Here is a 26,518-nt window from a genome sequence, read left to right as displayed (position 1 = left end):
CGTGCCCTTGTTCGAACAGGCAGCCGAGCTCGGCGACCACCTCGGCGAGGAGTTCCTCGCCGTCGACGCGCTGCGCGTGCTGGCCCTGGCAGACTCCGCCCACGCTGAACTGTGGACCCGGAGCGCCCTCGAATACGCGTCCACCGCCCACGATCCGCACACACGGCGCTGGATGGTGGCGCTGCACAACAACCTCGGCTGGACTTTCCACGGTGCCGGCCGGTTTACCGAGGCGCTGGTGGAGTTCCAGCTGGCCGAACAGTGGGCGGAACGGGCAGGAACCCCGGCGCAGCAGCAGGCTGCACGTGAGGCCATCCAGGCCTGTGACCTTGCCCTGGCCGCAGGTTGAACAACCCATACCCCTGCAACGGAAGGAATACCGCATGATCTTCATCGTCGTGAAATTCAAGGTCAAACCCGACTGGTCCGAGCGCTGGCTCGGCCTCGTGGACGCGTTTACCCAAGCCACACGCGCGGAGCCCGGCAACCTCTGGTTCGACTGGTCCCGCAGTGTGGATGACCCCAACGAGTTTGTCCTGGTGGAAGCCTTCAAGGACGACGCCGCCGGAGACCACGTCAACAGCACCCACTTCAAGCAGGCCATGGCGGACATGCCGCAGGCGCTGGCTGAGACGCCGCACATCATCAGCCGCCAGCTCGACGGCGACGGCTGGGACCGGATGGGCAGACTCACCATCTGACCCCGTCGGAGCGATCGATACGATTACTGCATGTGGATCGGCTGGATTGAATTCGACATCCTCCTGGGCGACGTCCAGAGCCTGAAGGAGAAACGCTCCGTCATCAGGCCGCTGCTGGCCGAGCTCAAGCGCCGCTTCGACGTGTCCGTCGCGGAGGTGGGGGACCACGACCAGTACCGGTGCTCGCAGGTGGGCGCCGGCCTGGTGGCAGCAGACCGGGCGCACCTCGTGGAGGTGCTCACCGCCGTCGAACGCTTTGTGGCCGCCCGGCCCGAGTTTGAACTGCTCAGCTCAAGGCAGCGGGAGCTCCGCAGCGACGACTGACCCCATCGATTGCTCCGTAGGCGCCCTTTTGAGTGCCCAAAACGGCGCCTACGGAGCAATCGATGAAGGCTGTGGATAACTTCTGCAGCGCACACCGTATTCTGCTCTGATGAATCCATGAAGACCCAGCGCCCGCTGCCCGAGGAACTACAGGACCGCCCGTTCACAGTTGTCGAGGCGGTGCGCGCCGGAGTGTCGCACAAGCGGCTGCGACACCGGACACTGCATCGGCTCGGCAAGGGGATCCGGTCGGAAAGCCCGACGGCGGAGCTCCCCTTGACTGACAGGGTCCGGCCCTTCATCGAGGTCAATGAGCGATGCGCCGCGTCGCACCTCACCGCGGCGGAGATGCTTCTGCTGCCGCGACGTCAGCAGAAGGGGACTCCAGAGATGTTTCATGTCATCAGGCCTGAGGGATCGGCACACCTGAACAGGCCGCACGTCATTGTGCACCGCATGAAGCTTTACAGCGATGAGGTCGCCACAGTTGACGGGATTCCCGTGACCACTCCGGAGCGAACCTGGCTGGACATGGCGGAAATGCTCACGGTGGACGAGCTTGTGGCCATGGGGGACAGCTGTGTTCGCGTGCCGAGGGCGGCGTTTGAGGACAGGGACATGCCGCTTTGCAGTTTGGCTGATCTGCAGCGAATGATCGACAGGCACAAGGGAAAGCGCGGGCTACGCAGGGCCAAGGAAGCCATCAGACTCATCCGCGTGGGATCTGACTCGCCGCAGGAGACTCTGTTGAGGCTGGCCATTGTGAGGGCGGGGCTGCCGGAACCGGAGTTGAACGTGCCGATCATCGGCGACGACGGTATACGCCATCACGAGCCGGACCTGTCCTACCGCAAGTACCGGATCGGGATCGAGTACGAAGGTGAACAGCACGGTGAGGATGGGCAGATCGTCCGGGACATCACGCGTTCTGAAAAGTACCACACGCTGGGGTGGACTGAAGTCAGGATTTCCAAGCGGCACATGCTCAATGACGCCAAGCCTGCGGTCGCCAAGGTTCGCTCCGCCCTTGTCCAGGCGGGGTGGCGGCCCCGGCCTTAACGAACGATTGCTCCGGAACCGCCGTTATGAGGGTTCAAAAGGGCAGTTACGGAGCAATCGATGGAGGGTACTAGCCGAAGTACTTCGGCAGGGTCGCCTCGTGGGCTTCGCGGAGGGCGGCCAGGGACATGGTGTCCACGCCGTTGATCTCCAGGTTGCCGCTGGCTGCGTCCACCACGCCGATGCGGGTGTGGGCAAAGCCGCGGGCCGTGCACATGTCCTTGAACCGGACCTCTTCCGAGCGGGGCACGCCGACAACCGCGCGGCCCTGGGACTCGGAGAACAGCGCCGTGAACAGGTCCACGCCGTCGCGGTCCAGGACGTCCTGCAGGGCGATCCGGGCACCCACGCCGTAGCGCAGTGCGGACTCCACCAGGGCTGCCGCGAGGCCGCCTTCGGAGAGGTCGTGCGCGGAGTCCACCATGCCGTCGCGGGACGCGTTGATCAGGATTTCACCCAGCTCGCGTTCGGCGGCGAGGTCAACCTTGGGCGGCAGTCCACCGAGGTGACCACGCATGTTGGCCCACTCGGAACCGTCCAGTTCAGCCGCCGTCGTACCCAGCAGGTAGATGGCCTGGCCGTCCTCACGCCAGCCTGACGGCGTGCGGCGGGCAACGTCGTCGAGCTTGCCCAGCACTGCCACCACGGGGGAGGGGTGGATGGGCGTGGTGCCGGTCTGGTTGTACAGCGAGACGTTGCCGCCGGTGACCGGGATGCCCAGCACCATACAGGCATCGGACAGGCCGCGGATGGCCTCCGCGAGCTGCCACATGACGTCCGGGTCCTCGGGGGAGCCGAAGTTCAGGCAGTCGCTGACGGCCATCGGTACGGCGCCGGAGGTGGCCACGTTGCGGTAGGCCTCGGCCAGCGCCAGCTGTGCGCCGTGGTACGGATCGAGGTAGGTGTAGCGGCCGTTGGCGTCGGTGGCCAGGGCAACGCCCAGGCCGGTTTCCTCGTCGACGCGGACCACGCCGGCGTCGTCCGGGAACGCCAGGGCGGTGTTGCCGCCCACGTACCGGTCGTACTGGTTGGTGATCCAGTCCTTGCTGCACATGTTCGGCGAGGCCACGAGCTCGGTGACGGCGGCAGCCAGTTCCGCGGGCGCGGAGGGGCGGCCGGTGTCCTGGACGGAGCCGGTGAAGGAATCGGCCTGGACGGAGTCCTGCCATGAGGGGCGGGCGTACGGGCGGTCATACACGGGGCCGTCGTGGGCCACGGTGCGCGGGTCGACGTCCACGATGACTACGCCGTCCCAGGTGATGATCAGGCGGCCGGTGTCGGTGACCTCGCCGAGCCAGGAGTACTCCACGGCCCACTTGTCCATCACAGCTTCGAACGCGGCGATGTTCTCCGGGGTGACCACGGCCATCATGCGTTCCTGCGACTCGGACATCAGGATTTCGCCCGGGGTCAGCGTGGGGTCGCGCAGCAGGACGGAGGTCAGTTCAACTTCCATGCCGCCGTCGCCGTTGGAGGCGAGCTCGGACGTTGCGCAGGAGATGCCAGCGGCGCCGAGGTCCTGGATGCCCTCAACGAGGGAACCCTTGAAGAGCTCCAGGCAGCACTCGATCAGGACCTTCTCGGCGAAGGGGTCGCCCACCTGGACGGCGGGGCGCTTGGACGGCTTGGTGTCGTCGAAGGACTCGGAGGCCAGCACCGAGGCGCCGCCGATGCCGTCGCCGCCGGTGCGTGCACCGAATAGGACCACCTTGTTGCCCTTGCCGGACGCGTTGGCGAGGCGGATGTCCTCGTGGCGCATCACGCCGACAGCCAGCGCGTTAACCAGCGGGTTGCCCTGGTAAACAGAATCGAAGACCATTTCGCCGCCGATGTTCGGCAGGCCCAGCGAGTTACCGTAGCCGCCGATGCCGGCAACGGCGCCGTGCATAACGCGGGCGGTGTCCGGGTGGTCGATGGCGCCGAAACGCAGCGGGTCCATCACGGCAACCGGGCGGGCGCCCATGGAGATGATGTCACGGACAATGCCGCCGATGCCGGTGGCAGCACCCTGGTAGGGCTCCACGAACGACGGCGAGTTGTGGGACTCGATCTTGAACGTCACGGCCCAGCCGTCGCCCAAGTTGGTGACGCCGGCGTTTTCGCCGATGCCCACCAGCATGTCCTTCTTCATCTCGTCGGTCACCTTTTCGCCGAACTGGCGCAGGTGGTTCTTCGACGACTTGTAGGAGCAGTGCTCGCTCCACATCACGGAGTACATGGCCAGCTCGGCGCCGGTGGGGCGGCGGCCCAGGACCTTCACTACTTCATCGAACTCGTTCTGCTTCAGGCCCAGTTCGGCCCACGGCAGTTCGGTGTCGGGCGTTTTGGCAGCGTTCTCGACAGTGTCGATATTGAACTTCTTGGTCTCGATAGGCTCGACCACCGAATTGATCTCGGTCATTTGTTGCCTCCCACAATCTTGTTCAGTACGGAGGTGAAGAAACCCAGGCCGTCGGTGTCGGACCCGCCGATCCCGTCCAGGGATTCGGGGCCGAAGCCAACTTCCACCGCGTGCTCGGGGTGCGGCATCAGGCCCACCACGTTGCCGGCGGCGTTGGAGATGCCGGCGATGTCGCGGCGCGAGCCGTTGGGGTTGAAGCCCACGTAGCGGAACACCACGCGGCCTTCAGCCTCGAGCGCGTCCAGGACCTTGTCGTCCGCGATGTACTGGCCGTCCTGGTTCTTCAGCGGAACCGTGATTTCCTGGCCGGCCGTGTAGTCGAGGGTCCAGGCGGTGTTGCTGTTTTCCACTCGCAGGACCTGGTCGCGGCACATGAACTTCAGGTGGTCGTTCTTGATCATGGAGCCGGGCAGCAGGTGCGACTCGGTCAGGATCTGGAAGCCGTTGCAGATGCCCAGCACGGGCAGCTTGGCATCGGAGTTGGCGGCGTCGATGATTTTGGACATCAGCGGCGCGAAGCGGGCAATGGCACCGGCGCGGAGGTAGTCGCCGTAGGAGAAACCGCCGGGGATCACGACGGCGTCCACGTCACCCAGGGTGGTGTCCGCGTGCCAGAGCGGCACTGCAGTGCCGCCGGCGAGCCGGACTGCACGGGCGGCGTCGCGGTCGTCAAGGGTGCCTGGGAACGTTACAACGCCGATCCGGGCACCGGCGAGCCGGGGCTCGGCGGCGACGGCGATTGCCTCGCCGATCAAGGGAAGTTCAGTCATCTCAGGCCTCGACGACCTCGACGTTGACGACGTCTTCGATAACGGGGTTGGACAGCAGGGTCTCGGCGGCTTCGCGGGCCTGGGCCAGGATTGCGTCGGTCACCTCGCCCTCAACCGTCAGTTCAAAGCGCTTGCCCTGGCGGACAGAGCTAAAGCTGGTGAAGCCCAGACGGGGGAGTGCACCCACGATGGCCTTCCCCTGCGGGTCCAGAATCTCGGGCTTGGGCATGACGTCAACAACGATCCGGGGCATCCGGCAACTCCTGTGCGTGAGCATTGGGTAAGGGCGCAGCGGAGTCACGCCGTCTTACGCCGTTCCGGGATGCTGGGGACGTTCTTTTTCGAACAGTGTGGACGGGCGCTCCGCGAGCTTGCTAGGCCATTCTACCGGGCCGAGCGCCGCACCCTGTATTCGGTGGGATCGGCCACAGTCATCGCGGCGGGGCGGGCTTTCGGGAGGTGGAGGACGACGGCGGCTATGGCCTCGTGGAGCAAGCGTCACTAGGATTACCGCATGGCTGAAAAATCGAAATCTCTGCTGTTGCCGATGATGGCCGTGGCCGTTTTTGCCGGGTTGGGCCGGATGGTTATGCAGAAGATCAAGGCGGACCGGGCTGCCCGGGAAACGCGCGTGGCCGGCCCCGTGGACGAAAAGACCCGCCAGTGGATCAGTGACGTGGTTCGGACGCCCAGGCAGTAGGCGCCCACTCCTTATCCACGCCTCAAGTCTTTGCCCAAGCCTCAACCGGGCGTCCCTGAGCGGGGGCGCCCGTTTTTGTGCCCGCTGCACGTGCCGGTGCTGGCTCTCCAGCCGTCGCAGCCCGAGACGGTCCCTGTCCTCGCCGTCCAGGACCTCGAGGAACAGGCGGCTCCGTTCGACCTCGGCACGCAGGACAAGTACCGCAACGGCCAGAAGGTGACCCTGGAGGGTTTCGACTACGGCCAGTGGTACTACGTGTACCTGAACAAGAAGAGCTACCGGATCGGCTGGATTTTCCCCACCACCGACAACACGGTGTAGTTCATCCTGCCCTCAGGTGTGCAGAGCGGCCGCGACGGCGTGGTGGTGCTGGACAAGGACGGCAAGCAGGTCTCCTTCGACCGCCTGCAGGTAACGCCCAAGGGTTGAGCCAGGTGATTTCCTAGCACCAAAGAAGACCTCCGCGCGGAGCTGGACATTTCCAAAGTCCGGCCCGCGTCGGGGTCTTTCTTTTGTGCCTTCCCGGCCCCGCCTTGTAGCTGCATGATTGACGTATACACCTGATGTGTCCTATGTCATATTCAGCTCTCAGTCTGTACTGTTTGTAACGGCTGGTCACAGCATTACAAAATCTGTAATGTCGTGTGCCGTTCCCAGCTGCTCCAGACCGGCAACGTGGCCGGCCGTTCCTCGTGAAAGGTGTAGTCGCTCGTGAAATCAACTGGAAAAAGCCCCATTCGGGGCGGGGGACTCCGGAAAGCAGCGGCATTGGCCGTGGGCTTGCCGCTGCTCCTTTCTTCGATGGCGATGAGCCCCGCTACCGCGGCGCCCGCTGAAGCAAACACGGCAGTTGCCTCAAAGAAGATCAACCCCGGCGACTACCCCGCCGGCCGCTACATTGTGGTCCTGGCCGAGAAGCCGGCGGCCACCTACGACGGCGGGACTCCCGGACTCGCAGCGACGAAGCCCCAGAAGGGCAGCAAGCTTGACGCCGACCGGCCGGAAGTCCAGCAGTACCGGGCGCACCTTGAGGGCAGGCAGAACGCTGTGGCCGGGTCCGAAAGCGTCCGGATCAAGCGCCAGTACACGGCTGCCATCAACGGGTTCTCGGCCGATTTGACCGCCGACCAGGCCGCTAAGCTCGCCAAGGACCCGGCCGTCCTCATGGTGGCACCGGACACGGAGAACGCGCCGGATTACTCCACTACAGACTTCCTTGGGCTCAGCGGTGAAAATGGCATCTGGAAGACTGCCTTCGGCGGGCAGGAGAATGCCGGCAAAGGCGTCGTAGTGGGCGTTATTGACTCCGGCTACACACCCTCCAACCCGTTCTTCGCCGGGGACGACGTGCAACCCCTCGCCGGCCAGGCCCAGATGGGCGCCCCGTACCGCACCGCAGACGGCAATATCGCCATGCTCAAGTCCGACGGCGACACCTTCGTTGGTGAGTGCCAGAAGGGGCAGGGGACCGGGGCTGCGTTTGACGGCAGCGCCTGCAACTCCAAAGTACTGAGTGCCCGCTACTTCGCTGACGACTTCATGGCGTACGTGGCGCCGGAGAACCGCGCGCCCGAAGAACTGATTTCGCCTGTGGATGTGGGAAGCCACGGGACGCACACCGCCAGCACTGCCGCGGGCAACGCGAACGTCCGGGCCAACCTTGGTGCAACCGATATGGGCATCACCAGCGGCGTTGCGCCGGCGGCTAAGATCTCCGTCTACAAGGTCTGCTGGGAGGACGACAACCCAGCCACAGGAGGGTGCTACAGCTCCGCCTCCGTGGCCGCGATCAATCAAGCCATCCTGGACGGCGTGGATGTGCTCAACTACTCCATCTCCGGCAGCACCTCAACCACCACGGACCCGGTTTCCCTGGCTTTCCTTTCCGCGGCGTCCACGGGAATCTTTGTTGCCGCATCCGCCGGAAACTCGGGACCCACGGCAAGCACCGTAAACCACGGCGCTCCGTGGCTGACCACAGTGGCCGCGAGCTCCTTCTCCACGGAGTTGCAGGGAACCGTCGAATTTGAGGACGGCAGCAAGTACCGCGGCGCCAGTCTTATGTCCGCTCCCGTTCCTGCGAGCAACGTTGTGCTGGCGGCAAGTGCCGCAGCCGCCGGCGCAGCAAACCCGGAACTGTGCGCACCCAAGGCGCTGGATCCCGCCAAGGTGACAGGGAAGATTGTTGTCTGCGACCGCGGGGTGGTGGACCGCGTAGCCAAGAGCGCCGAGGTGCAGCGCGCCGGCGGCATCGGCATGATTCTGGTCAACGTAACCACCTCCTCCGAGGACCTTGACCGCCATGCAGTCCCGACAGTGCACGTGAACCCGCCAGCCACGCAGCAGATCAAGGACAAGATCATCGCCAACCCCGGCATCAAGGTCTCCCTGGTAAACACGGACACCACCGGCCTTCCGGCCGCGCCTCAGCCTCAGATCGCCGGGTTCTCCTCCCGGGGCCCGCTGCTTGCCGCCGGCTCAGACCTGCTCAAGCCTGACGTGGCGGCGCCGGGTGTGGCAGTGCTGGCAGGCGTTTCGCCCATCGGTTCCGGCGGCGACCAGTTCGGCATGATGTCCGGGACGTCCATGGCCGCGCCGCACGTGGCCGGATTTGGCGCCTTGATCCTGGCCAAGAACCCCACATGGTCTCCGGCCACCGTCAAGTCAGCCATGATGACCACGGCAGCTGATATCAAGAACGCAGACGGCAGCCGGAACGGTGACGTGTTCGCAACCGGCGCTGGCCACGTGGACATTGCGCGGGTCCTGGATCCCGGCCTCGTCTACGACAATTCCGAGGACGACTACCTGAAGTTCATTCAGGGAACGGGCCTGGACATGGGCATCCGGGGTCTCGGAACAACCGCACCGCGGGATATGAATGTTGCCTCGTTCGCGCTGGGGGCACTCACCGGCAAGACAGAGGTCACGCGGACTGTCACCGCGCTGACCCCAGGCGTTTACCGGGCCAAGGCCAGCGTTCCTGGCGTCAAGGTGACGGTCACGCCGTCGATCCTTAGCTTCAATGCTGCCGGCGAGAAGCGCACCTTCAAGGTCAAGTTCGAGAACACCAGCGCTGCCCTGGGGCAGTTTGCCATGGGCAACCTCATCTGGCAGGGTGCCGGCAAGAACGTGGCATCGCCGGTGGCCGTCCGCCCGCAGTCAGTGGTGGCACCGGCAAACCTGGCGTTTACCTCGGAAGGAGGCCAGGGGCAGGGCGACATTCCGGTGGTTTCGGGCACCAACGCGCCTGTGAAGATTACTTTGGACGGACTGTCCAAGGCTGACTCCTCGGCCATCGAACTGGTGCCAGGGCCGCTGGCCCTGGAAACGGACGCGTCCAACTTCGCCAAGGAGGTCACCGTTCCGGCAGGATCGCCGTTGGCAAAGTTCTCCGTCTTTTCCTCGGACGAGGCCGCCGACTTCGACATGGTGGTCTTCAACCCGGCGGGCCAGGCCCTGCTGGCCCAGACGGCCTCTGCCAGTGAATCAATTTCGGTTCCGAACCCGGCTCCGGGCGTGTACACGATTTTTGTGAACCTCTACGCAAGCCCCAATGGGCAGCCCACGAAGGCGTCCGTGGACGCTGCGGTGTTGGGAGCCAACGTGGGAAATGCCACTGTGACCCCCAATCCGCTGCGGCTCGGGAACGGCCAGTCGGGCATTCTGAAGCTCCAGTGGAAGGACCTCGCTGAAGGCTCGTATATCGGCCGAGTGACGTTCGCGGGTTCGAGCGCGCCCACCTTCGTATCTGTGGTTGTCACACCAGGCAGTGCTTTGGTGGTCCCTGCTGATGAAACTGCCGATGACCCTGCCAACGACAAGAAGGACAAGGTCGAAAAGGAAAAGAAGAAGCAGGAGGTCCCGGAGTTCTCCGGAAACCGCAATATGGATCTCTAGCCCTTCAGCAACAGCATGGGAACGCCGCCGGACCGCTTGGTTCCGGCGGCGTTCCCGTTTTGCGGAGGCTGCCGCCGATGGTCAGATTTCGCCGCGGGAACCAGTTGTCCCGCCGAACAGGGGAGCCATGGCGCGCCAGCGGGAGATTTCACAGCCATCGGTTCGCCGGAAAGTCACACTGACGGGACGGCCGTTGATGGAGCCGGTCACAACGGCCACCTGCGGCCCGCCGTATTGCTGCGTGCAGAGTTTCGGGGGGGCCGGTTTGGGAAAGAAGATGTCCTCACCGAAGCGTTCCATCGCTGACAACGCTGCTGCGGAATCGGGCACGGTACAACCGTCAGCAGGGCGGCCATCGCGGACTATCAGCCGGAACTCGTACTCGGGGGAGTCGGGGTCTTCCGTGACCCTGATGGTCAGCTCGAGGTCCTTCATACGGTCCCCGCAGTTCGAAGCGGTGCCAAGGCCTGCGCCAGGCGACCTCGGAGCCCAGTAGCCTCACCGGCGAAGGCGCGCTGATGCTCAACGTAGGCCGCTTTGCCTTCCGCGGTTTCGATCCGAATGGGCGGGTAACCCCACTCCGCGAGGTCGTAGGGGGAGGCCTGCATGTCCATGGCCCGGATCCGCCAGGACAGTTCGAAGCAATCCATGACCAGTTCGCTGGGAAGCGCGGGCAGCAGTTTGTACGCCCACTTGTAGAGGTCCATGTTGGCGTGCAGGCAGCCCGGCTGTTCCATGTGCCGCTGGTTTTCGCGGCTGGGCGCCAGTTCGTTCAGCGCAATCGCGTCGGGCGTGTAAAAGCGGAAGGCGTCGAAGTGTGAGCACCGTATCCTGTTGTCCTCCACCACTTTGTCCGTGCCGGCCGAACCCAGCCTCAGTTGCAGGTATTCATGGCGCAGGTCGAATTTGTCCTGTCGGTAGACCATGGCCCATTCGTGCAGCCCGAAGCAGCCGAACTGCGCGGGCCGGGCAGCGGTGCCGCGAAGAATGATGTCCGCGAAGGCCACCGCCTCCTGCCGGTCGGCCAGGAACCGGGCGCGGTCAAAGGTCACGGCAGGGGTTCCTGGCGGCAGCCCAAGGGAGGCGAGTTCGCCGTCGTCGAGCGTTTTGTAGTGCTTCCAGCCCATGCGGGCGGACGCCGCTTCCGCGGTCAGTACGACGCCGGCTCCCGGGTGCCAGCGCAGCAGCTGGCCAGGCTTCTGGGTGTAGTAAGTGAAAAGAAAGTCCTCCACCGGGTGCTTCCTACCTGCCGAGCGGCGGGCAAGGTAGGGATCCGAGTAACGGCGGACGCGTTGGGCGTGCGCTTCTTCGCGGGCACGCCAGGCCTCGGCCGTCAGCAGGCTACGTTGCTCCACCGCTGGCACCCAGGACGTCCTGGGCTGCGTTCCAGGCACCGATTTCGCAGCCGTTGGTGCGCGCGAACGTGGCATCCACGGGAGTATCGTCCACAATCCCGGTGACCGTGGCGGTCTGCGGGCCGCCGTATTGTTCGGTGCAGGCCACGTCTTTGCTCTTGGGGGCCGGGCTGAGGAGCGCAGCGTTGTTCTTGAGGGCAGCGCACGCAGCCTCCGGCCTGGGGTGCTTGCTCTCAGCCGTGGGGAGGCCGCCGCGGCAGACCAGCGTGTAGTTCACTGCCGCTTCGGTGGGAGAGGGCCTGACCATGATGGCAAGCTCGGCGTTGCCGGCGCCGGGGCCTGCCGTCGGGGCCGGGGGTGCTGAAGGGGACGGCGCAGGGACGGTAATCTCGGTGTCCGGAGCGGGGGAGCCGGAGGCGCCCGGGCTGGCGGAGGAGCTGGTTGTGGGGCTGGCTGTGGGGCTGGCGGATGAAGTCCCGGTCCCGTCAGGCGTGCCCGTACAAGCGGCGAGCCCGGCAATGGCGAGGACCGCCAGCAATGGCCGTACTGTTCGCAAACGCATGGACCCTCCTAGGTTGCTGCCATTTTACGCCTTGCCGCATTTATTCCCCGGCGGGTTGCCCGTTGGATCCGGCGGAGGCGGCGATGAGCCCCATCATGGATTTGTGCAGCGCGCCCACCTGCTCACGGGTCAGCCCCAGGCGTTCCATCATGGTGCCCGGGACAGCAATGGCCTGCTGACGCAGCGCGGCGCCGGCCGGGGTCAGGCCCACGGCAAGGGTGCGTTCGTTTCCGTCCACCCGCTGGCGGGTGACAAAGCCGGCCTCCTCCAGACGCCGAAGTAGCGGTGAGATGGTGGCCGGGGCCTGCGCCAGGGCTTCACTGATGCTGCGCAGGGTGCGGGGTGCTGACTCCCACAGGCACAGCATCACAAGGTACTGCGGGTGGGTGAGTCCGAGCTTTTCGAGGACGGGCTTGTAGGCGCCCACCACGCTTCTGGATGCCACGGTGAGGGCAAAACAGAGCTGTTGCTCCAAGAGGAGGTCATCGTCCTGCTGCCGCGCAGCGCCGGCCAGTACCGTCATAACATTTCCTCCAATAGTTAGTGCACTAATTGTTAGCGTACACTGGAGCGGGTAATTGTGTTCTATCGAAGAGGTCACTTTCATGGGCAAAGGCAAGTCAGGCGATAAGGGCAACGCATCCCAGCGGTTCATGCGCGCAACCGGCAAGCTCAGGGCGATTTTCGGCCCGGCCAACCGCAGTTCCCTGGTGCATGACATGACCGAAGAGAACCGGGCACTCCTGGTTCAGCGCGAGCGGGAAACCCAGCAATGGGAAACGGTCACCCGCCCGGACGGCAGCACCTATGTTGTGCCCAGGAACCCGGACGACCAGTCCCTCCGCTGACGCTCCCCGGCCTCCCCACCATGCCCAACCTCACCAGACCAATTTTCGGGCGGCGGGCGTAAAATAAGGGCACTGACTCCACAAGGAGGCAGTGGCTCTTTCGCCCGCAACGCGGGAAGGGGGGTGGAAACAATGGGACATGCGCTCACCGGTTTTATGCACGCGACTGACAGGCTCCGCTTTGTCTTCGGGCCGGCAACGCGTCTGGACACGGATTCGCCCGTGGTCCACAAGCATGATGAGTTCGAGCAGGCCTCTGACGAGGATCTTTCCCACTTCGTGGTGGAAACCGATTCCGAAGGTCATCACTACGCCGTGCGCCGCGAAGAATTGGACAAACAGGGCTGAAACAAAAGCAACGCGGGGTCACTTCCGGCCCGATAACCTTCGTTTATCGGGCCGGAAGTGACCCTCCCCGCCCGCGCCCTAGCCTCGCAAGCTCGGCCAGGGAACCCTGCGGGGCGTGGGCCCTCGTTGCTTTCTAAGAGCGGCCTAGCGCCCGGTGCCGCCGTAGACGGTTGCCTCGTCCTCGCTGTCCAGGTCGAAGGCTTTGTGGATTGCCCGGACGGCGTCATCGAGGAGATCGGCGTGTGTCACCACGGAGATCCGGATTTCCGAGGTGGAGATCATGTTGATGTTGATCCCGGCGTCGGACAGGGCCTTGAAGAACGTCGCGGAGACGCCCGGGTGTGACCGCATGCCGGCCCCGATCAGGGACAGTTTGCCGATCTGCTCGTTGTATTCGATGTTCTCGAACCCGATGTCCGGCTGCGCGGCCTTGAGCGCTTCCAGGGCCTCCGCGCCTTCGACGATGGGGAGCGTGAAGGAAATATCCGTCCGGCCCGTGCCGTGCGTGGAAACGTTCTGCACGATCATGTCGATGTTCGAGTGGGCGTCGGCAATGACCTGGAAGATCGCGGCCGCCTTGCCGGGGATGTCCGGGACACCCACCACAGTGACCTTGGCTTCGGAACGGTCGTGTGCAACGCCGGAGATGATTGGCTGCTCCAAGGCAACTCCCTCTTGAGTGGTGATCTTGTCTTCGGCGCTGGGGATGACCCAGGTGCCTTCGTTCTGGCTGAATGAGGACCGGACATGCAACGGCACACCGAACCGGCGCGCATATTCAACGCAGCGCAGGTGCAGGATCTTCGCACCGGACGCCGCGAGTTCCAGCATTTCCTCGCTGGAGATGGTGTCGATTTTCTGGGCGGAAGGCACCACTCGGGGGTCAGCCGTATAGATGCCGTCAACGTCTGTGTAGATCTCGCAGACATCGGCGTCGAGTGCGGCCGCAAGCGCGACGGCGGTGGTGTCCGAGCCGCCGCGGCCCAGGGTGGTGATCTCGTTGGTGCTGCGGCTCATGCCCTGGAAGCCGGCCACGATCGCGATGTGCCCCTTGTCCAGGGCCGTACGGATGCGGTGCGGATCGACGTCGATGATTCGAGCCTTGCCATGGATGCCGTCGGTGATCATGCCGGCCTGGGAGCCGGTGAAGGACTGCGCCGAGGCGCCGAACTTGTTGATGGCCATGGCGAGCAGGGCCATGGAGATGCGCTCACCGGCGGAGAGGAGCATGTCCATCTCGCGGGCGGGGGCGGAGTCTGTCACCTGGGCGGCGAGGTCCAGCAGTTCGTCGGTGGTGTCGCCCATGGCCGAAACGACCACCACCACTTCGTTGCCGGCCCGCTGCGCGTCGACCACGCGCTTGGCGACGCGCCTGACTCCCTCGGCATCCGACACGGAAGAGCCGCCGAACTTCTGCACAATCAGCTGTTTGGTCACGGCAGTGCCTTCGGGCAGCTCCTGTGGCTGCGTTGCTGTGTGCACTTCGGAAGTGGGCGTACTCATGCGCGTACCTTCACTGGATCAATCGGAGTTCTGGAGGTCAGGCACGGCCTTGCGGCTGGACGGCGTGACGTGTCAGCCCAGTTTATCGCCGCCTGTGGCCGGACGCGGAATTGTGTCCAAATCTCAGCCTTCCGGCGGATACTGCGCCCGTCGGCTCAGGCGTAGGCTCATATAGTCAGTATGCATGAACGGCTTTGGGGGACAGGTGCTCGGGAAATGACAGAATAGGCATTCCGGCCCAGCCGGAAAGCCCGCGCCAGGACGGCATCAGCGCCACCGCGGTGAGCCGCAGCTTCGGGCAGGTGCACGCCGTCGAGCACATGGATTTCCATGCTCCGGCGGGAAAAGTCACCGCACTGATCGGCCCGAACGGTGCCGGTAAAACCACGCTGTTGCTCATGCTGGCTTCACTGCTGGCGCCGGATTCCGGCACTGTCACGATGGATGTGCTGGATCCGCAGCACCACCGCGCGGAAGTGCGGAAAAGGATTGGCTGGATGCCGGATACCCTGGGCGTGTGGGAGTCCCTGACCGCCCGTGAGATCCTCACCCAGATAGCCCGTTTCTACCGGCTGCCCAAGGCCGGAATCCCGCAGCGCGTTACAGAGATGCTGGACCGGGTCCGCCTGAGTGACCTTGCAGACCAGCCGGCCCGTGTCCTGTCCCGGGGGCAGCAGCAGCGCCTCAGCCTGGCCCGCGCACTGATACACGATCCGTCCGTGCTGCTGCTCGATGAGCCGGCGTCGGGCCTGGACCCGGGATCGCGGGTGGAGCTGCGCGTGATGCTGCGGCAGCTTGCGGCGGAGGGGAAGTCCATCGTTGTCTCCTCCCACGTGCTCAGCGAGCTGGACGAAATTGCGGACGCAGCGGTGTTCGTCAACCGCGGGAGGACGGTCCGGCACCAGACCACGGACGCGGCTGCCGCCTCCGGCAGGCGCTACGCCATCTCGGCAACCGACGGCGCAGCGCTCGCCGCCAAACTCACGGACTTGGGCCTGACGTTCCGGGTTGAGGACGGCCGCCGGCCGGCCGTCAGCCTGGTGTTGCTGAACGACGACGACGCCGCCCGCCTCCTGCGCGACCTGGTGCTGGCCGGCGTCGGGGTCAGCTCCTTTGCCCCCGCCTCGGGTGCCCTGGAAGAGACTTACATGAACCTTGAGGGGGAGCGGCGATGAGCCAGCTGACAGAACAAACGCAGCGCCCGCCGGCTTCCGGCTTTGGTGCCGGCTACCTTGCCGGCATCCGGGATGTGGTGGTCCTGGAACTCAAGCAGCGGCTCCGGTCCCGCGGCTGGTACATCATGCTGGCCATCTGGTTCATCCTGACGGGCCTGGTGACCTGGCTGACCTGGGCCAGCTGGAACGCCCAGCGCGAAGCCCAGCGCGCCTATTCCAACTTTCTGCCGCCCGACACCGGTCCGGGGTCCATGATCTTCGAAGTGGTCCTGGCCTTTGTCCTCCTCTTCGCATTGCTGGTGGCGCCCGCACTGTCTGCCAATGCCGTCAACGGCGACCGCGCCGGCGGGACCCTGGCCATCCTTCAGGTGACCCTGCTCCGTCCCGGCCAGATCCTGTGGGGCAAGTTCTTCGCCGCGTGGGCCGCCGCCCTGGCCTTCCTGGTTGCCAGCACGCCGTTCCTGGTCATCGGAGTGGCCCTTGGCGGCATGACGCCCGGCCATGTCATCGTGGCCCTCCTGATGCTCGCGGTTGAGGTGGGTGTGGTCTGTGCCATCGGCGTCGGAATTTCCGCGCTGGCGGGGCGTCCGCTGTTCTCGATTGTCGTCACGTACCTTGCCGTGGCCGGGCTGGTTTTCGGTTCCCTGATTGCCTTCGGCCTGGGCACCGGGCTCTCGCAGGGCACCGTCATGGCCAACCAGGCGCAGTACCGCAACTACGAACCGCTGCGGCCGGTACCCGACGAAACAGCGCCGCAGGAACCGGAGTACACCTGCTCCGGACCGCTGCGTGCCCAGCCAGCAGTTCGCACCGAAAGGGTGGCGTGGATGCTGGCCATGAACCCTTACGTGGTGGTGGCCGATGCCATCCCCTACACGGTCCGCGTCAACAGTGGCCTCGGAATGTCGTCACCGGTGGGGGCCATCGAATCCATCAGCCAGGGTGCACGCTACGCCATGGCCGGTCCGGAGGGCACCTACCCCTGCGCCAACGGGGAGGCCAAGCCGCAGTACCTGGCACAGTCCACTCCCTTGTGGCCGCTGGGGCTCGGCCTGCAGCTGCTGCTTGCCGGGCTGCTGATGTGGCTGGGCTGGCGCTCGCTGCGCACCCCGGCACACAGGCTGGCACGCGGAACCCGCATCGCCTAAGCCGGTGTGCCCGACGACGGCTCAGCCCGGCCCCCTGAACCCAGGCCAGGCCAGGCCGGGCTGGGCCAGGCCGGGTCGGGGCGCCGGTCTTCCTTAGCCTGTCTGCCTTAGCCTGTCGGCCTGACCAGGTCAGGGGCAGGTCCGCTCAGGTCAGGGCGTTGCGCCGGCCTTCGAATGCACGCCCGAGGGTGACCTCGTCGGCGTACTCAAGATCGCCGCCCACAGGCAGCCCGGAGGCCAGACGGGTCACCACGATGCCGATTGTCTTCAGCATCCGGGCCAGGTACGTGGCCGTTGCTTCGCCTTCGAGGTTGGGGTCGGTGGCGATAATGACTTCCTGGATGGCGCCGTCGTTCAGCCGGGTCAGGAGTTCCCGGATCCGCAGCTGCTCGGGCCCAACGCCGGCAATGGGGTTGATGGCTCCGCCCAGCACGTGATAGCGGCCGCGGAAGGACCGGGTGCGCTCCACGGCGAGGACGTCCTTGGACTCCTCCACTACACAAATGACTGACGGGTCGCGCCGGGGATCCCGGCAGATGTTGCACAGTTCCTGCTCGGTGACGTTGCCGCATACAGTGCAGAACTTCACGCGTTCCTTGACCATGGTGATGGCTTCCACGAGTCGCTTCATGTCCTGCGGGTCCGCTTCGAGGATGTGGAAGGCAAGCCGCTGGGCGGATTTGGGACCAACACCGGGAAGCCGTCCGAGCTCGTCGATCAGCTCCTGGACTGCACCTTCGTACACGTTTTCCTCTTTTGGCTTGGCTTGGGTAGTGAATGGAGTTGCGGGAGTACGTGCGCCAGGTGCCTAGAACCTCGCAACGATGGGGCTTCCGTCCGGGGACCGCTCCTCGATCAGCTTCCCGCCCAGAATACGCTCGACGGCGGCGCGTCCAAAGACACCGGATTCCTCGATGGTTTCATCGTCCGCGCTCGGTATGTCCTGGACGTAGGTTGCGGCGGCAGCCCTGGCCGGCGCCTTGGCACGCCCGGCTTCGGCCTCGGGGCTGTTGGACAGGCGCTGGTAAAGACTCTGCCGGGCGGCAGCAGCGGACTCGGATGTCGCCGGTGCCGGCTGCAGGGGTGCGGCAGCCGGAGCAGTCGATGCCATGGCGTACTCACGAACTTCAGCCGGTTCGGGAACGGCTGCTTCCACTGGCGGGACTGCCGGGGCTTGGCTGGCTGGCGCCGGGTTGTTGGGCGCCGCGGATTCTGGTGCGGGGCCTTGTAGTGCGGGGGTCTCTGGCGCGGAGCTCTGCGGTGCAGCTGAATGTTGTGCTGCTGAATATAGTGCGGGGATTTCGGTGGTTGCGGTGGGGGCTACGGGCGGCAAGCCCCAGCTGGCGTCGGCATCGGACTGGCTGACGACAGCTGACGTCTTGGGGACCTGGGCGGTGGCCGGCTCGTAGCTGGGCGCAGGAGCGGTTGCCGTGGCCTCTTCCGGGACGGACGTGTTCAGGCTTTTGCCAACATTGGGCTCGGTGCCAACCACCCATACGCCCGGCGCCTGCTCGACGGCCCGGCCCCACGGGTCCAGTGCCGGATCGGGTTGTGAAGGAGCGGCCGATGCCGCACCGGAGGACCTGCTAGCTGGGGAGGTCTTTGCTGCTGCAGCCTTTGAAGCACCTCGAACGGGCCGCTTGGCGGGTGCGGCCGCTGAAGGCTCAGGCTGTGAAGGCGACAGGCGTGGGGCAGCCGCAGCCGAGGGATCCCAGTCCATGGGTGGTTCCTCGTCCAGCGGCGGAGCATCTTCGTCGCGCGGGGGACCCCAGTCGTCATCGGAGTAGGCATACGAACCGGCGGTGGCATCCGGCTCAGCTGGTACCGGCTGTCCCTGGGCGGCTGGTACCTGGGCGGCCTCAGTGGCTGCCGACGCGCTGACGTCGCCAGTGTGCTGGACAGTTTCCGCAATAGCTGCCGCGCCTGCAGTCGGTGCAGGTGCAGCAGTGGCAGGAGGCACGGCCGGTTCGGGAGCACGCGTCGCGGAGGAGGGGGCTGGCGAAGGTGCCGGCGCGGTGGCCAGGACGTCAGGCGTGGAAACGGCGCTGGCAGGGGCCAGGCCCCACGCGACATCGGCTGAACTGGCCGGAGCTTCCGGGCTGGCATCCGGACTAGCGGGAGCTTTTGGGTTTGGCTCAGCGCTCGCTGCCCTGTTGGTGCCACCGGCGACTGCGGTGATCTGGCAGTCGATGCCCACTGTTTTGTGGATCGCCTGCCGCAGGTTTTCAGCGTGATCAGCCCGGCCGAAGGCGCCAGCCAACCCGGTAGTGCTGAACGACAGTGTCAGGACCTGGCCGTCAAATGCACCCACCTGGGCGTTCGGCTCAACCAGGGCCCACGTGCTGCGCTTGATCTTGGAGAGTGTCTGCAGAACTTCCGGCCAGGCACGGCGCAGGACTTCGACGTCGCCTGTCCCGGCGGCCCCAGTGCTTGCCGCGCCAGTTCCTGTCGCACCGGTCGGTGCGGCAGTGGCAGGGGCATGGCCAACCGAAGCGGGCGCAGCCGGGGCAGGTGCAGCGGTGGCAGGAGCCGTGACAGCGTCGGTGCTTGCCGGCGGGGTAGCCGGGGAAACTGCGCGGGGGGCGTCTGCCCCGGTCTCTCGGGTGGGCTGACCGGATGCCTGCGGTGTGGGAGCGGGCCGCCTGCCTGTGGACTCGTCAACCGGCCAGTCGTTGGTGCTGACCCTGGGCGGCGTCAGCGACGGCCTGGTCTGTTCGGCTCCGGATACCTGTGGCCGGGCCGACCCGGGACCGGCAGCCGCTGACCCTGAAGGCAGCTGCGCAGCAACCGGCGCCGCAGCGGGCGCCTCAGAAACGGCTGGCGCAGAAACTGGTTGTATGGAAACGGGTGCAGCAGGAGCCGGCGCGGAAGCTGCTGGTACGGAAACAGGTGCAGCAGGAGCCGGAGTTGCCGCTGTCGGCACCGCGGAAACCGCAGCGGGTCCAGCCGAAACCGCAGCACCAGCCGGAGCGGGAGCGCCGACGTCGTTCCCGGCGTAATTCAGGCGCCGCTCCACGCGGTCGATCCGCGCAGCGATGCCGCGTTCCGTCTGTTCCGAACTGGGGAGCAGGATGCGGGCGCAGAGAAGCTCAAGGTGCAGGCGCGGAGACGTGGCGCCGGTCATCTCGGTCAGCGCAGTGTTGGTGACATCAGCGGCGCGGGAGAGTTCGGAAGCCCCGAGGTTGTGCGCCTGGTTCTGGAGCCGGGCGATCTGGTCCGCAGGCATGCCGCGGAGGATGACCTGGGCGCTTTCGGGCATGGCCTGGACGATGATGAGGTCGCGGAAGCGTTCCAGCAGGTCCTCGACGAAGCGGCGGGGATCGTGGCCGGTCTGCACCACGCGGTCCACAGCCCGGAAAACGGTGGCGGCATCTGAGGCGGCCACAGCTTCCACGACGTCATCCAGCAACGATGCGTGGGTGTAGCCGAGGAGGGCTACGGCAAGTTCGTAGTCGAGGCCGTTGGGTCCGGCTCCGGCCATCAGTTGGTCCAGCACGGACAGGGAATCGCGGACGGAGCCGCCGCCGGCCCGGACCACCAGCGATAGAACGCCGGGAGCCACGGGAACGTTTTCCTGGTTGCAGAGCAGCTCCAGGTACGCCATCAGCGGCTCCGGCGGGACAAGCCGGAAAGGGTAGTGGTGCGTGCGGGAGCGGATGGTGCCGATGACCTTGTCCGGCTCCGTGGTGGCGAAGATGAACTTGATGTGCTCCGGCGGCTCTTCAACGATCTTCAGCAGGGCGTTGAACCCGGCAGAGGTGACCATGTGGGCCTCATCGATGATGAAGATCTTGTAGCGGTCGCGGACCGGAGCGTACGTTGCGCGCTCGCGGAGGTCGCGGGCGTCGTCGACACCGCCATGGCTGGCGGCGTCGATCTCGATGACGTCCAGGGAGCCTGAGCCGCCGCGGGCCAGTTCAATGCAGCTGGGGCACGTACCGCAGGGCGTATCTGTGGGGCCTTGGGCGCAGTTGAGGCAGCGGGCCAGGATGCGGGCGGAGGTGGTCTTTCCGCAACCGCGTGGGCCGGAGAAGAGATAGGCGTGGTTGACACGGTTTTTCCGCAGTGCCGTCATCAGCGGCTCGGTGACATGTTCCTGCCCGATAACGTCAGCGAAGGAGTCCGGGCGGTATCTGCGGTAAAGGGCGGTGGTAGTAACAGTCACGAGAAAACCCTACCAATCCGGGCAGACAATCAGGATCCCTCGCGGACGGCCGCCCTGTGGGGAAATAGTAAAGACCCCCCATGCACCCGCCAGAGCCCGTTTACCCTTGCTACCTTCCGGTCCTGGGGGAGTTCAACAGGATGACGCCACATGAGGGGCCGCAGACAAGTTTACCCGAAGATTCAGGAAGGTCCGGACGGCCCGGACTGCGGCCGGCCGTGGCCCGGCCGGGTGCCCACTCGCGGCCCGGAATTTCCTGATGAGCTGCCCGGACCCGCTTGAGCGGTGCTGGCCCGCACCGCTCAAGCGGGCCACGGCCGCGAAAGCTGGCGCAAAGGCGAAAGCGGGTTCAAAGGCCCGGACGCCAGCTAGCGTCGCCAGCCGTCCACCGGCCAGGTCATGAATGCGGGCTCCTCGTAAGGGTGCGCCGCGCGCAGGGCCAGCACAACGGCGTCGAGCATCTCTTCCTCCACAACGCACTCCACCCGGGTTTCCGGCACGCGTTCGACCGCACAGACGGCCCCGATGAACGGCTCGGCGCCAGGCGACGGAGTGAAGCGCCCGGTGCCGGGGGAGGTGAATGTGCAGTGCGAATAGTTCCCGATCCTGCCCGCGCCGGCGTCCCCGATTGCCGCGAGCAGCGGCTCCGTGTGTGTCTCCGGAACGTAAACCACCAGGGCGTGCAGCTGTGTCATGGCCTCATCCTGCCAAGAAGGCAGGCTAATGGGCAGCGATTTTCATTGCTTATCCGGCGGGTAGGGCCGATCATGGATATGTACACCGATTGGGGCAATCTCAAGGTTGTGAGCTGCGGGGCCTGGCTGGAGGGCCGGACCCGGCAGCTCAACGGTGTATCGGAGGAATGGGCGCATTGGGGGCGTCCATTTTTACGTTAACGGGCCAGCTGGAGCCCGGATTGCCGCGTGCGGTAACAGTCCGACGGGCCAATTGGGCGATGCCGGAATGTTCAGGTAGTCTAGTATCTGCTTTTGATTCGAAAGCAGCTGGAGAATTCGCCTAGCGGCCTATGGCGCACGCCTGGAACGCGTGTTGGGTTAACGCCCTCGGGGGTTCAAATCCCCCATTCTCCGCCAGCCAAAAACCCGGTTCTGACCTCGTCAGGGCCGGGTTTTTGCTGTCCTCCAGCCAGGCGATGACCCATGGCTGGAGCCCAGCTGCCCAGCCCGGCGGCCAGGTCACGTGCCCGCGTAGCCCAGGCGGTGGAGGCGCTCCCGGGCCGCTTGTTCGCTGGGTCCAGGCCCGCGTCCAAGGGCAAGATGTACGACGCCGAGAGTCACCTTCGTTGCCAGCCTCACGGGGAGCGGGAACGGCCCCAGCCGGGGGACCTGGAGCCCCAGCATGCGGCGGTACTTCGGCTCAAGGCTGTAGACGGCGCCGGCGAAGATGATCCGGTAGCCGGGGCGCAGCAGCGGATGCAGTGGCGGGTTGCGGATGAACTCAACGGTCTCGGCAACCCTGCTGTCCGTCACCAGCTCACCGTTGTTATACCAGCGGTCCAGTTGCTCCCGCATTTCGGCCTCGCTCAGGGGCGGATCCCCCACGCCCATCAGCTGTCCGGCCTGGGCCCACTCGCGGACATAGGCGTCGGGGCCGCCGGGGATCCCGGCACCCCAGATTTCGTGGGCCGAGAGGAAGGCGTCCACGAACGCGATGTGGACCCATCGGGCGAGTTCCGGATCGTTGGCCGAGTAGCTCCGCTCGCCGCCGTGCCCGTCACTGTAGGTCCCCTGTACAGGCTCATGCAGGCGACGGACCCGGGCGGAAGCCTCGTCGGCGGCGGCCTGTGGGCCATAGGTGACGGTGAAAATCCAGCGGATGGTCCGGGCCAGCCGGCTGAGCGGATCTGCGCGGAAGTCGGAGTGCTCGTGGATTCCCGCCAGCGCCCCGGGGTGCAAGGCCTGCATCAGGAGCGCGCGGACCCCAGCCACAATGGTAGCCATGGAGCCGTGCACCGCCCAGACGGCCGAGCCGGGAAGGTGATAGCCGGCGTCGTCCCCTTCGGCCAGCCGCGGAACCCAAGCGGGCTGACCGTCAGTGCTGCCGGTGAATACCCGTTTGATTTCGCCCTGCCATTCCCTGAGGAAATTTCGCATGTCACTATTCTCGCCCAGAAGCCGGCGGGCACGGTTCTGAGGGGTGATCCACATAATGTCCGCAGCGGGACCGGCGCGGGGGTTCACAGGCCCGGGTCTTTGTGGTCCCATGAGATGGTAAGTCCGTCTGGATCCGGGGTCTGGCGGGCCAACCCGGGAGTGACGAGTGGGCAATCATTGGGGATCCGGCCGGGAGAAGGAGCCCGCGGGCGGCTGTGCCATAGCTGTGCGCGTGCTGGCCGCCAGCGCCGTTGTTGCCGCGTCACTCTGCGCCGTCGGCCTCCCTGGATCGTCCCCCGTTGAACTCCGCCCGGCAGCTTCGCCGGCGGGTGCCGGACATGTTGGCCTGCCTGGGCTGGCCGGTGCTTTCCTGACGGACAGCCGGGCCTTGGTTCCCTTTAACCGCACAGTGGTCAGGACGATCGCCAAGGGCGGGAGCGCTCCGCTTAACGTGGCCGCCACCGGGCTCACCCGCCCCCCGGAGGGGTCCCTCATGGCGCCCCTTGAGCTCCTCACTTCAAGCTCTCCATTCGGGTACAGGGTCAGCCCGATCACCGGTGCGGACGGCGATTTCCACCTCGGCCAGGACTTCGCTGCAGGCTGCGGCACCAGGGTTTATTCGGCCGACGCAGGCGTGGTCCGGGCCGCCGGGTGGCACCCCTGGGGCGGCGGCAACCGCGTGGAACTAGACCACGGCAACGGGCTGATCACCACGTACAACCACTTGGAGGCTGTGGCGGTCCGGACGGGGGACTCCGTGCAGGTGGGCCAAGTCATTGCCCGTGTGGGCACCACGGGATGGTCCACCGGCTGCCATCTGCATTTCGAAACCATCCTCAACGGCAAGCACACCAGCCCGCTGAACTGGACACTTCTGCGCATTCGTCAGTTGGACGAACTCGAGGACATAGCCATGGTCAGCTATGCCAAACCCGTGGACGTCGGCGCGCAACGCTGGGCCATCCCGGTCGCAGAGGACAACAGCCACACGGTCCTGGGCGGCGAAGAGGAACTGTCCGAACCGCCGCCGGTGGAGGGATCAGTGACAACGTCGGGACCGCCGGACGAGGCACCCACGGACGAGCCGTCGCCGGACGCTACCTCGCCTGAATCCGCATCGCCGGACCCGACTGCGACTGAAACAGCGACAGAATCTGCGACAGAATCAGCCACTTCGACGGCATCGCCCTCCCCGACGCCTTCCACGCCCCGGGCAACGCGGACGCCGACGGGAACCTCAAGCGCCACGCCGACGACGACGTCACCCACCCCCACGGGCACCTCACCTGCCCCCACGGGCACTTCGCCTGCCCCCACGGGCACTTCGCCTGCGCCGACGACGAGCGCGTCGCCGTCTCCGACGCCCACTGTCTCCAGGTCGTGGCCGTTCAGGCCTACCTCGCGCCTGACGCCGACGCCGGCGCCAACGGTGGAGCCAACAGCAACAACGAGTAGCGGGTCCTCAGCCGAAACAGCGTCGCCCTCGCCCTCGTCTCCTACGACAGCTACATCCACCGCCACGCCTACCGACACCGCAACATGGTCCGAGTCGGCGGGACCCTGACAGAGAACTCCCAGACTGCACCCGTACCCTTGATGGTTGGCAACGAATCACCTGCATGACCAACCTTTCAAGGACGGCGCTGTGACAGACCTGTACACCATTCCGCTCACTCTCAACGACGGCACTGAAACCGACTTTGGCCGGTTCAAGGGCAACGTGGTGGTGGTTGTGAACGTGGCGTCAAAGTGCGGTTTCACTCCGCAGTACGCGGGCCTGGAGACGCTATACGAGAAGTTCCGCGACCGCGGCTTCGATGTGCTCGGAGTTCCGTGCAACCAGTTCGCCGGCCAGGAGCCAGGCAACGACAGCGAGATCGCCGAGTTCTGCGAGCGGAATTTCGGTGTCACTTTCCCGCTGACGGCCAAGGCCAACGTGCGTGGTAAGGACCAGCATCCGCTCTATGCCGAGCTGACCAGGTTCAAAACCAGTGTGCTGCCCGGCCTGGTGAAATGGAACTTCGAGAAGTTCCTGGTCAACCGCGAGGGCGAGGTGGTGGCACGCTTCGCGCCCACCGTCGAACCGGACTCCGCCGAGGTCATCGATGCAATTGAAGTGGCACTGGCAGAATTTGACGGACCGGCGGCCACAACCGAACTTTCCTGGGCTTAATTCTTTAGTTTTTTCCAACTTGGCCGCAACAATTTACCCACAGTTTGCCAATTGTCTGATTGGATAATAGTTACTGAAGGGTAGAAGGGAAACGCCGTTTCCCACCAACCACAGAGGCAGCAATGAAGCACATCGAGGCCGAACACCCCCGGCCACGCCACTTCCTTCTCCACCTGAGCGACCCCCACCTGTTGGGAGGTCCGGATCCCCTTCACGGCGCAGTCGACAGCGAAGCCAAGCTCATTCAGCTTTTTGAAGAGGTCAAGGCTTCCGGTGCCCGGCCCGAGGCCGTGATCTTCACGGGCGACCTCGCCGACCAAGGCGACCCTGAAGCCTACGCAAAGCTCCGGGCCATTGTTGATCCCGCCTGCGAAGACATGGGCGCCCAAGTCATCTGGGCCATGGGCAACCACGACAACCGCGCCAACTTCCGGACCGGGCTCTTGGACGAGCCGGCGAGCGATGCGCCGGTGGACCGAAGCTACTTCATCAATGGCCTGCGCATCATCACCATGGACACCTCGGTCCCGGGTTACCACCACGGCGAGCTAAGCCCGTCACAGCTGGGGTGGCTCACCCGCCAGCTTGATACCCCGGCCCCCGACGGCACCATCCTGGCGCTCCACCATCCGCCGGTCCCGTCGGTCTTGGACCTTGCCGTGCTCGTGGAACTGCGGGACCAGGCAAGCCTGGCCTCCGTGGTCCGCAACTCCGACGTCCGGACCATTCTTGCCGGGCATCTGCACTACTCGACCACCGCCACCTTTGCGGGGATTCCTGTCTCCGTCGCCTCGGCCACGTGCTACACCCAGGACCTCAACGTCGCCGTGGGCGGTACCCGCGGCCGGGACGGCGGGCAGGCCTTCAACCTGGTACACGTGTACGAGCACACCATTGTCCACTCCGTGGTTCCGCTGGGGCGCGCGGCCACCGTCGGCGAGCATGTCACCTCGGAAATGACTGCCGAGAGACTGGCCGCGGCGGGCGTCAGCATCCCTGACAACGCCAAAACAGGAGGCGTCAGGAAGGTAGCCCTTCCGAACTACGCTATCTAGCGCGCAAAGCCCGGCGGGTCGGAAGCCCTGACGTGGGCGCGACCAACGTCAGGGCTGCGAGCGTCAGAGGGTGTGCGTCAGGAATATAGGTGATCGCTTTTGAGTCCGTGACGAGGCTAATCTGGTTGTGAATATAACAACCAGATGAGGAGTGGCAATGGTGAACCGATCCTTGGAAGAGCTGGAGGCGGAGCGTGCCGGGCTCTATGGGCAGCTG

26 protein-coding genes, 1 tRNA gene, 1 other RNA gene and 1 pseudogene are annotated in these 26,518 nt (G+C 65.5%); 15 read left to right on the top strand and 14 right to left on the bottom strand.

Annotated features, from left to right (window positions below; all coding sequences use genetic code 11):
• The first annotated feature begins 1 nt into the window (after nt 1).
• From ACX80M_RS09205 to ACX80M_RS09190, 4 genes are all read left to right on the top strand, one after another.
• On the top strand, nt 2-349 hold the full coding sequence (locus ACX80M_RS09205) for a hypothetical protein (protein ID WP_459309427.1): 348 nt from the start codon (nt 2-4) through the stop codon (nt 347-349).
• A 34-nt stretch (nt 350-383) separates the two neighbouring features.
• Nucleotides 384-701 carry a putative quinol monooxygenase gene (locus tag ACX80M_RS09200; RefSeq protein WP_459309426.1) on the top strand — a complete coding sequence of 106 codons (318 nt, stop codon included), beginning with the start codon at nt 384-386 and terminating at the stop codon, nt 699-701.
• Nucleotides 702-731: 30 nt separating this feature from the next.
• Nucleotides 732-1,025, top strand: coding sequence for a DUF503 domain-containing protein (locus tag ACX80M_RS09195; protein ID WP_459309425.1), 294 nt, complete (start codon nt 732-734; stop codon nt 1,023-1,025).
• Between the two features lie 117 nt (nt 1,026-1,142).
• The gene (locus ACX80M_RS09190; RefSeq protein WP_459309424.1) at nt 1,143-2,084 is read left to right on the top strand and encodes a hypothetical protein; all 942 of its coding nucleotides are present in this window, start codon (nt 1,143-1,145) and stop codon (nt 2,082-2,084) included.
• 70 nt (nt 2,085-2,154) lie between these two features.
• Here ACX80M_RS09190 and purL read toward each other — a convergent pair whose 3' ends face one another.
• Genes purL through purS form a run of 3 tightly spaced genes read right to left on the bottom strand, consistent with a single transcriptional unit; the run spans nt 2,155 to nt 5,508 of the window.
• Nucleotides 2,155-4,485, bottom strand: coding sequence for a phosphoribosylformylglycinamidine synthase subunit PurL (gene purL / locus ACX80M_RS09185; RefSeq protein ID WP_459309423.1), 2,331 nt, complete (start codon nt 4,483-4,485; stop codon nt 2,155-2,157).
• On the bottom strand, nt 4,482-5,255 hold the full coding sequence (gene purQ, locus ACX80M_RS09180) for a phosphoribosylformylglycinamidine synthase subunit PurQ (protein WP_252610117.1): 774 nt from the start codon (nt 5,253-5,255) through the stop codon (nt 4,482-4,484). The genes purL and purQ overlap by 4 nt, the downstream gene beginning before the upstream one ends.
• 1 nt (nt 5,256) lies before the next feature.
• Nucleotides 5,257-5,508: a phosphoribosylformylglycinamidine synthase subunit PurS gene (gene purS, locus ACX80M_RS09175; RefSeq protein WP_056348600.1), complete on the bottom strand. Its 252-nt coding sequence runs from the start codon at nt 5,506-5,508 to the stop codon at nt 5,257-5,259.
• Between the two features lie 261 nt (nt 5,509-5,769).
• Between purS and ACX80M_RS09170 the strand changes: the two genes are divergently transcribed.
• The 3 genes from ACX80M_RS09170 to ACX80M_RS09160 all read left to right on the top strand — a co-directional run bounded on the left by ACX80M_RS09170 (nt 5,770) and on the right by ACX80M_RS09160 (nt 9,855).
• Entirely contained in the window at nt 5,770-5,955 is a 186-nt protein-coding gene (locus ACX80M_RS09170; protein WP_252566883.1) for a hypothetical protein, read from the top strand.
• A 96-nt stretch (nt 5,956-6,051) separates the two neighbouring features.
• The gene (locus tag ACX80M_RS09165) at nt 6,052-6,276 is read left to right on the top strand and encodes a hypothetical protein (RefSeq protein ID WP_459309422.1); all 225 of its coding nucleotides are present in this window, start codon (nt 6,052-6,054) and stop codon (nt 6,274-6,276) included.
• A gap of 414 nt (nt 6,277-6,690) precedes the next feature.
• Complete coding sequence (locus ACX80M_RS09160; protein ID WP_445260465.1) at nt 6,691-9,855, top strand: S8 family peptidase; 3,165 nt, start codon at nt 6,691-6,693, stop codon at nt 9,853-9,855.
• Between the two features lie 81 nt (nt 9,856-9,936).
• Here ACX80M_RS09160 and ACX80M_RS09155 read toward each other — a convergent pair whose 3' ends face one another.
• Genes ACX80M_RS09155 through ACX80M_RS09140 form a run of 4 tightly spaced genes read right to left on the bottom strand, consistent with a single transcriptional unit; the run spans nt 9,937 to nt 12,295 of the window.
• Nucleotides 9,937-10,290 carry a serine protease inhibitor gene (locus ACX80M_RS09155; RefSeq protein ID WP_252602213.1) on the bottom strand — a complete coding sequence of 118 codons (354 nt, stop codon included), beginning with the start codon at nt 10,288-10,290 and terminating at the stop codon, nt 9,937-9,939.
• The gene (locus ACX80M_RS09150) at nt 10,287-11,219 is read right to left on the bottom strand and encodes a 3-methyladenine DNA glycosylase (RefSeq protein ID WP_252602215.1); all 933 of its coding nucleotides are present in this window, start codon (nt 11,217-11,219) and stop codon (nt 10,287-10,289) included. The genes ACX80M_RS09155 and ACX80M_RS09150 overlap by 4 nt, the downstream gene beginning before the upstream one ends.
• Nucleotides 11,197-11,772 carry an SSI family serine proteinase inhibitor gene (locus ACX80M_RS09145; protein WP_252602216.1) on the bottom strand — a complete coding sequence of 192 codons (576 nt, stop codon included), beginning with the start codon at nt 11,770-11,772 and terminating at the stop codon, nt 11,197-11,199. The genes ACX80M_RS09150 and ACX80M_RS09145 overlap by 23 nt, the downstream gene beginning before the upstream one ends.
• Before the next feature lie 40 nt (nt 11,773-11,812).
• The gene (locus ACX80M_RS09140) at nt 11,813-12,295 is read right to left on the bottom strand and encodes a MarR family winged helix-turn-helix transcriptional regulator (protein WP_252602218.1); all 483 of its coding nucleotides are present in this window, start codon (nt 12,293-12,295) and stop codon (nt 11,813-11,815) included.
• Nucleotides 12,296-12,377: 82 nt separating this feature from the next.
• Between ACX80M_RS09140 and ACX80M_RS09135 the strand changes: the two genes are divergently transcribed.
• The gene (locus ACX80M_RS09135; RefSeq protein ID WP_252602220.1) at nt 12,378-12,620 is read left to right on the top strand and encodes a hypothetical protein; all 243 of its coding nucleotides are present in this window, start codon (nt 12,378-12,380) and stop codon (nt 12,618-12,620) included.
• A gap of 132 nt (nt 12,621-12,752) precedes the next feature.
• A complete protein-coding gene (locus ACX80M_RS09130) occupies nt 12,753-12,968 on the top strand; it encodes a hypothetical protein (RefSeq protein ID WP_252602242.1) in 216 nt (71 codons plus the stop codon).
• A gap of 144 nt (nt 12,969-13,112) precedes the next feature.
• Here the strand turns inward: ACX80M_RS09130 and ACX80M_RS09125 are convergent, their stop codons facing one another.
• Nucleotides 13,113-14,471, bottom strand: a complete 1,359-nt coding sequence (locus tag ACX80M_RS09125; RefSeq protein ID WP_252602223.1) for an aspartate kinase — start codon at nt 14,469-14,471, stop codon at nt 13,113-13,115.
• Nucleotides 14,472-14,752: 281 nt separating this feature from the next.
• On the opposite strand from ACX80M_RS09125, the gene ACX80M_RS09120 reads away from it, so the two are divergent.
• Entirely contained in the window at nt 14,753-15,646 is an 894-nt protein-coding gene (locus tag ACX80M_RS09120; protein ID WP_459309421.1) for an ABC transporter ATP-binding protein, read from the top strand.
• Nucleotides 15,643-16,794, top strand: a complete 1,152-nt coding sequence (locus tag ACX80M_RS09115; RefSeq protein ID WP_252602229.1) for an ABC transporter permease — start codon at nt 15,643-15,645, stop codon at nt 16,792-16,794. Before ACX80M_RS09120 ends, ACX80M_RS09115 begins: the two co-directional genes overlap by 4 nt.
• A 145-nt stretch (nt 16,795-16,939) precedes the next feature.
• On the opposite strand, the gene recR is transcribed toward ACX80M_RS09115, so the two are convergent.
• The 4 genes from recR to ACX80M_RS09095 form a co-directional block, all read right to left on the bottom strand.
• Complete coding sequence (gene recR / locus ACX80M_RS09110; protein ID WP_056348564.1) at nt 16,940-17,539, bottom strand: recombination mediator RecR; 600 nt, start codon at nt 17,537-17,539, stop codon at nt 16,940-16,942.
• Nucleotides 17,540-17,602: 63 nt separating this feature from the next.
• A complete protein-coding gene (locus ACX80M_RS09105; protein ID WP_459309420.1) occupies nt 17,603-20,959 on the bottom strand; it encodes a DNA polymerase III subunit gamma and tau in 3,357 nt (1,118 codons plus the stop codon).
• 66 nt (nt 20,960-21,025) lie between these two features.
• Nucleotides 21,026-21,122: signal recognition particle sRNA small type (gene ffs, locus ACX80M_RS09100), an RNA gene on the bottom strand.
• Nucleotides 21,123-21,327: 205 nt separating this feature from the next.
• On the bottom strand, nt 21,328-21,654 hold the full coding sequence (locus tag ACX80M_RS09095) for a hypothetical protein (RefSeq protein ID WP_459309419.1): 327 nt from the start codon (nt 21,652-21,654) through the stop codon (nt 21,328-21,330).
• Between the two features lie 311 nt (nt 21,655-21,965).
• Between ACX80M_RS09095 and ACX80M_RS09090 the strand changes: the two genes are divergently transcribed.
• Nucleotides 21,966-22,053, top strand: a tRNA-Ser gene (locus ACX80M_RS09090).
• Between the two features lie 102 nt (nt 22,054-22,155).
• Here the strand turns inward: ACX80M_RS09090 and ACX80M_RS09085 are convergent.
• Nucleotides 22,156-23,073 carry an oxygenase MpaB family protein gene (locus ACX80M_RS09085; RefSeq protein WP_459309418.1) on the bottom strand — a complete coding sequence of 306 codons (918 nt, stop codon included), beginning with the start codon at nt 23,071-23,073 and terminating at the stop codon, nt 22,156-22,158.
• Between the two features lie 493 nt (nt 23,074-23,566).
• Here ACX80M_RS09085 and ACX80M_RS09080 point away from each other — a divergent pair.
• Nucleotides 23,567-23,920: pseudogene (locus ACX80M_RS09080) on the top strand (M23 family metallopeptidase); the annotation flags it as partial.
• Between the two features lie 74 nt (nt 23,921-23,994).
• Here the strand turns inward: ACX80M_RS09080 and ACX80M_RS09075 are convergent.
• Nucleotides 23,995-24,588 (bottom strand): hypothetical protein, encoded by a 594-nt coding sequence (locus ACX80M_RS09075; protein ID WP_459309497.1) that lies wholly within the window; start codon nt 24,586-24,588, stop codon nt 23,995-23,997.
• Nucleotides 24,589-24,718: 130 nt separating this feature from the next.
• Here ACX80M_RS09075 and ACX80M_RS09070 point away from each other — a divergent pair, with 130 nt between their 5' ends.
• Both ACX80M_RS09070 and ACX80M_RS09065 read left to right on the top strand, forming a co-directional pair.
• Complete coding sequence (locus ACX80M_RS09070; protein ID WP_308216219.1) at nt 24,719-25,246, top strand: glutathione peroxidase; 528 nt, start codon at nt 24,719-24,721, stop codon at nt 25,244-25,246.
• A gap of 122 nt (nt 25,247-25,368) precedes the next feature.
• A complete protein-coding gene (locus ACX80M_RS09065) occupies nt 25,369-26,301 on the top strand; it encodes a phosphodiesterase (protein ID WP_252603158.1) in 933 nt (310 codons plus the stop codon).
• The last annotated feature ends 217 nt before the right edge of the window (nt 26,302-26,518 follow it).

The organism is Pseudarthrobacter sp. MDT1-22 (assembly GCF_054511035.1).
This window is presented reverse-complemented; position numbering and strand designations above follow the sequence as displayed.

Excerpts from the sequence above, each read along its gene's own strand:
- ACX80M_RS09190 (WP_459309424.1), top strand. The coding sequence starts at position 1,143 with ATGAAGACCCAGCGCCCGCTGCCCGAGGAACTACAGGACCGCCCGTTC.
- ACX80M_RS09135 (WP_252602220.1), top strand. The coding sequence starts at position 12,378 with ATGGGCAAAGGCAAGTCAGGCGATAAGGGCAACGCATCCCAGCGGTTC.
- ACX80M_RS09170 (WP_252566883.1), top strand. The coding sequence starts at position 5,770 with ATGGCTGAAAAATCGAAATCTCTGCTGTTGCCGATGATGGCCGTGGCC.
- ACX80M_RS09140 (WP_252602218.1), bottom strand. The coding sequence starts at position 12,295 with ATGACGGTACTGGCCGGCGCTGCGCGGCAGCAGGACGATGACCTCCTC.
- purQ (WP_252610117.1), bottom strand. The coding sequence starts at position 5,255 with ATGACTGAACTTCCCTTGATCGGCGAGGCAATCGCCGTCGCCGCCGAG.
- ACX80M_RS09095 (WP_459309419.1), bottom strand. The coding sequence starts at position 21,654 with ATGACACAGCTGCACGCCCTGGTGGTTTACGTTCCGGAGACACACACG.
- purS (WP_056348600.1), bottom strand. The coding sequence starts at position 5,508 with ATGCCCCGGATCGTTGTTGACGTCATGCCCAAGCCCGAGATTCTGGAC.
- ACX80M_RS09125 (WP_252602223.1), bottom strand. The coding sequence starts at position 14,471 with ATGAGTACGCCCACTTCCGAAGTGCACACAGCAACGCAGCCACAGGAG.
- ACX80M_RS09115 (WP_252602229.1), top strand. The coding sequence starts at position 15,643 with ATGAGCCAGCTGACAGAACAAACGCAGCGCCCGCCGGCTTCCGGCTTT.
- ACX80M_RS09085 (WP_459309418.1), bottom strand. The coding sequence starts at position 23,073 with ATGCGAAATTTCCTCAGGGAATGGCAGGGCGAAATCAAACGGGTATTC.
- purL (WP_459309423.1), bottom strand. The coding sequence starts at position 4,485 with ATGACCGAGATCAATTCGGTGGTCGAGCCTATCGAGACCAAGAAGTTC.
- ACX80M_RS09145 (WP_252602216.1), bottom strand. The coding sequence starts at position 11,772 with ATGCGTTTGCGAACAGTACGGCCATTGCTGGCGGTCCTCGCCATTGCC.
- ACX80M_RS09065 (WP_252603158.1), top strand. The coding sequence starts at position 25,369 with ATGAAGCACATCGAGGCCGAACACCCCCGGCCACGCCACTTCCTTCTC.
- ACX80M_RS09200 (WP_459309426.1), top strand. The coding sequence starts at position 384 with ATGATCTTCATCGTCGTGAAATTCAAGGTCAAACCCGACTGGTCCGAG.
- ACX80M_RS09195 (WP_459309425.1), top strand. The coding sequence starts at position 732 with ATGTGGATCGGCTGGATTGAATTCGACATCCTCCTGGGCGACGTCCAG.
- ACX80M_RS09155 (WP_252602213.1), bottom strand. The coding sequence starts at position 10,290 with ATGAAGGACCTCGAGCTGACCATCAGGGTCACGGAAGACCCCGACTCC.
- ACX80M_RS09130 (WP_252602242.1), top strand. The coding sequence starts at position 12,753 with ATGGGACATGCGCTCACCGGTTTTATGCACGCGACTGACAGGCTCCGC.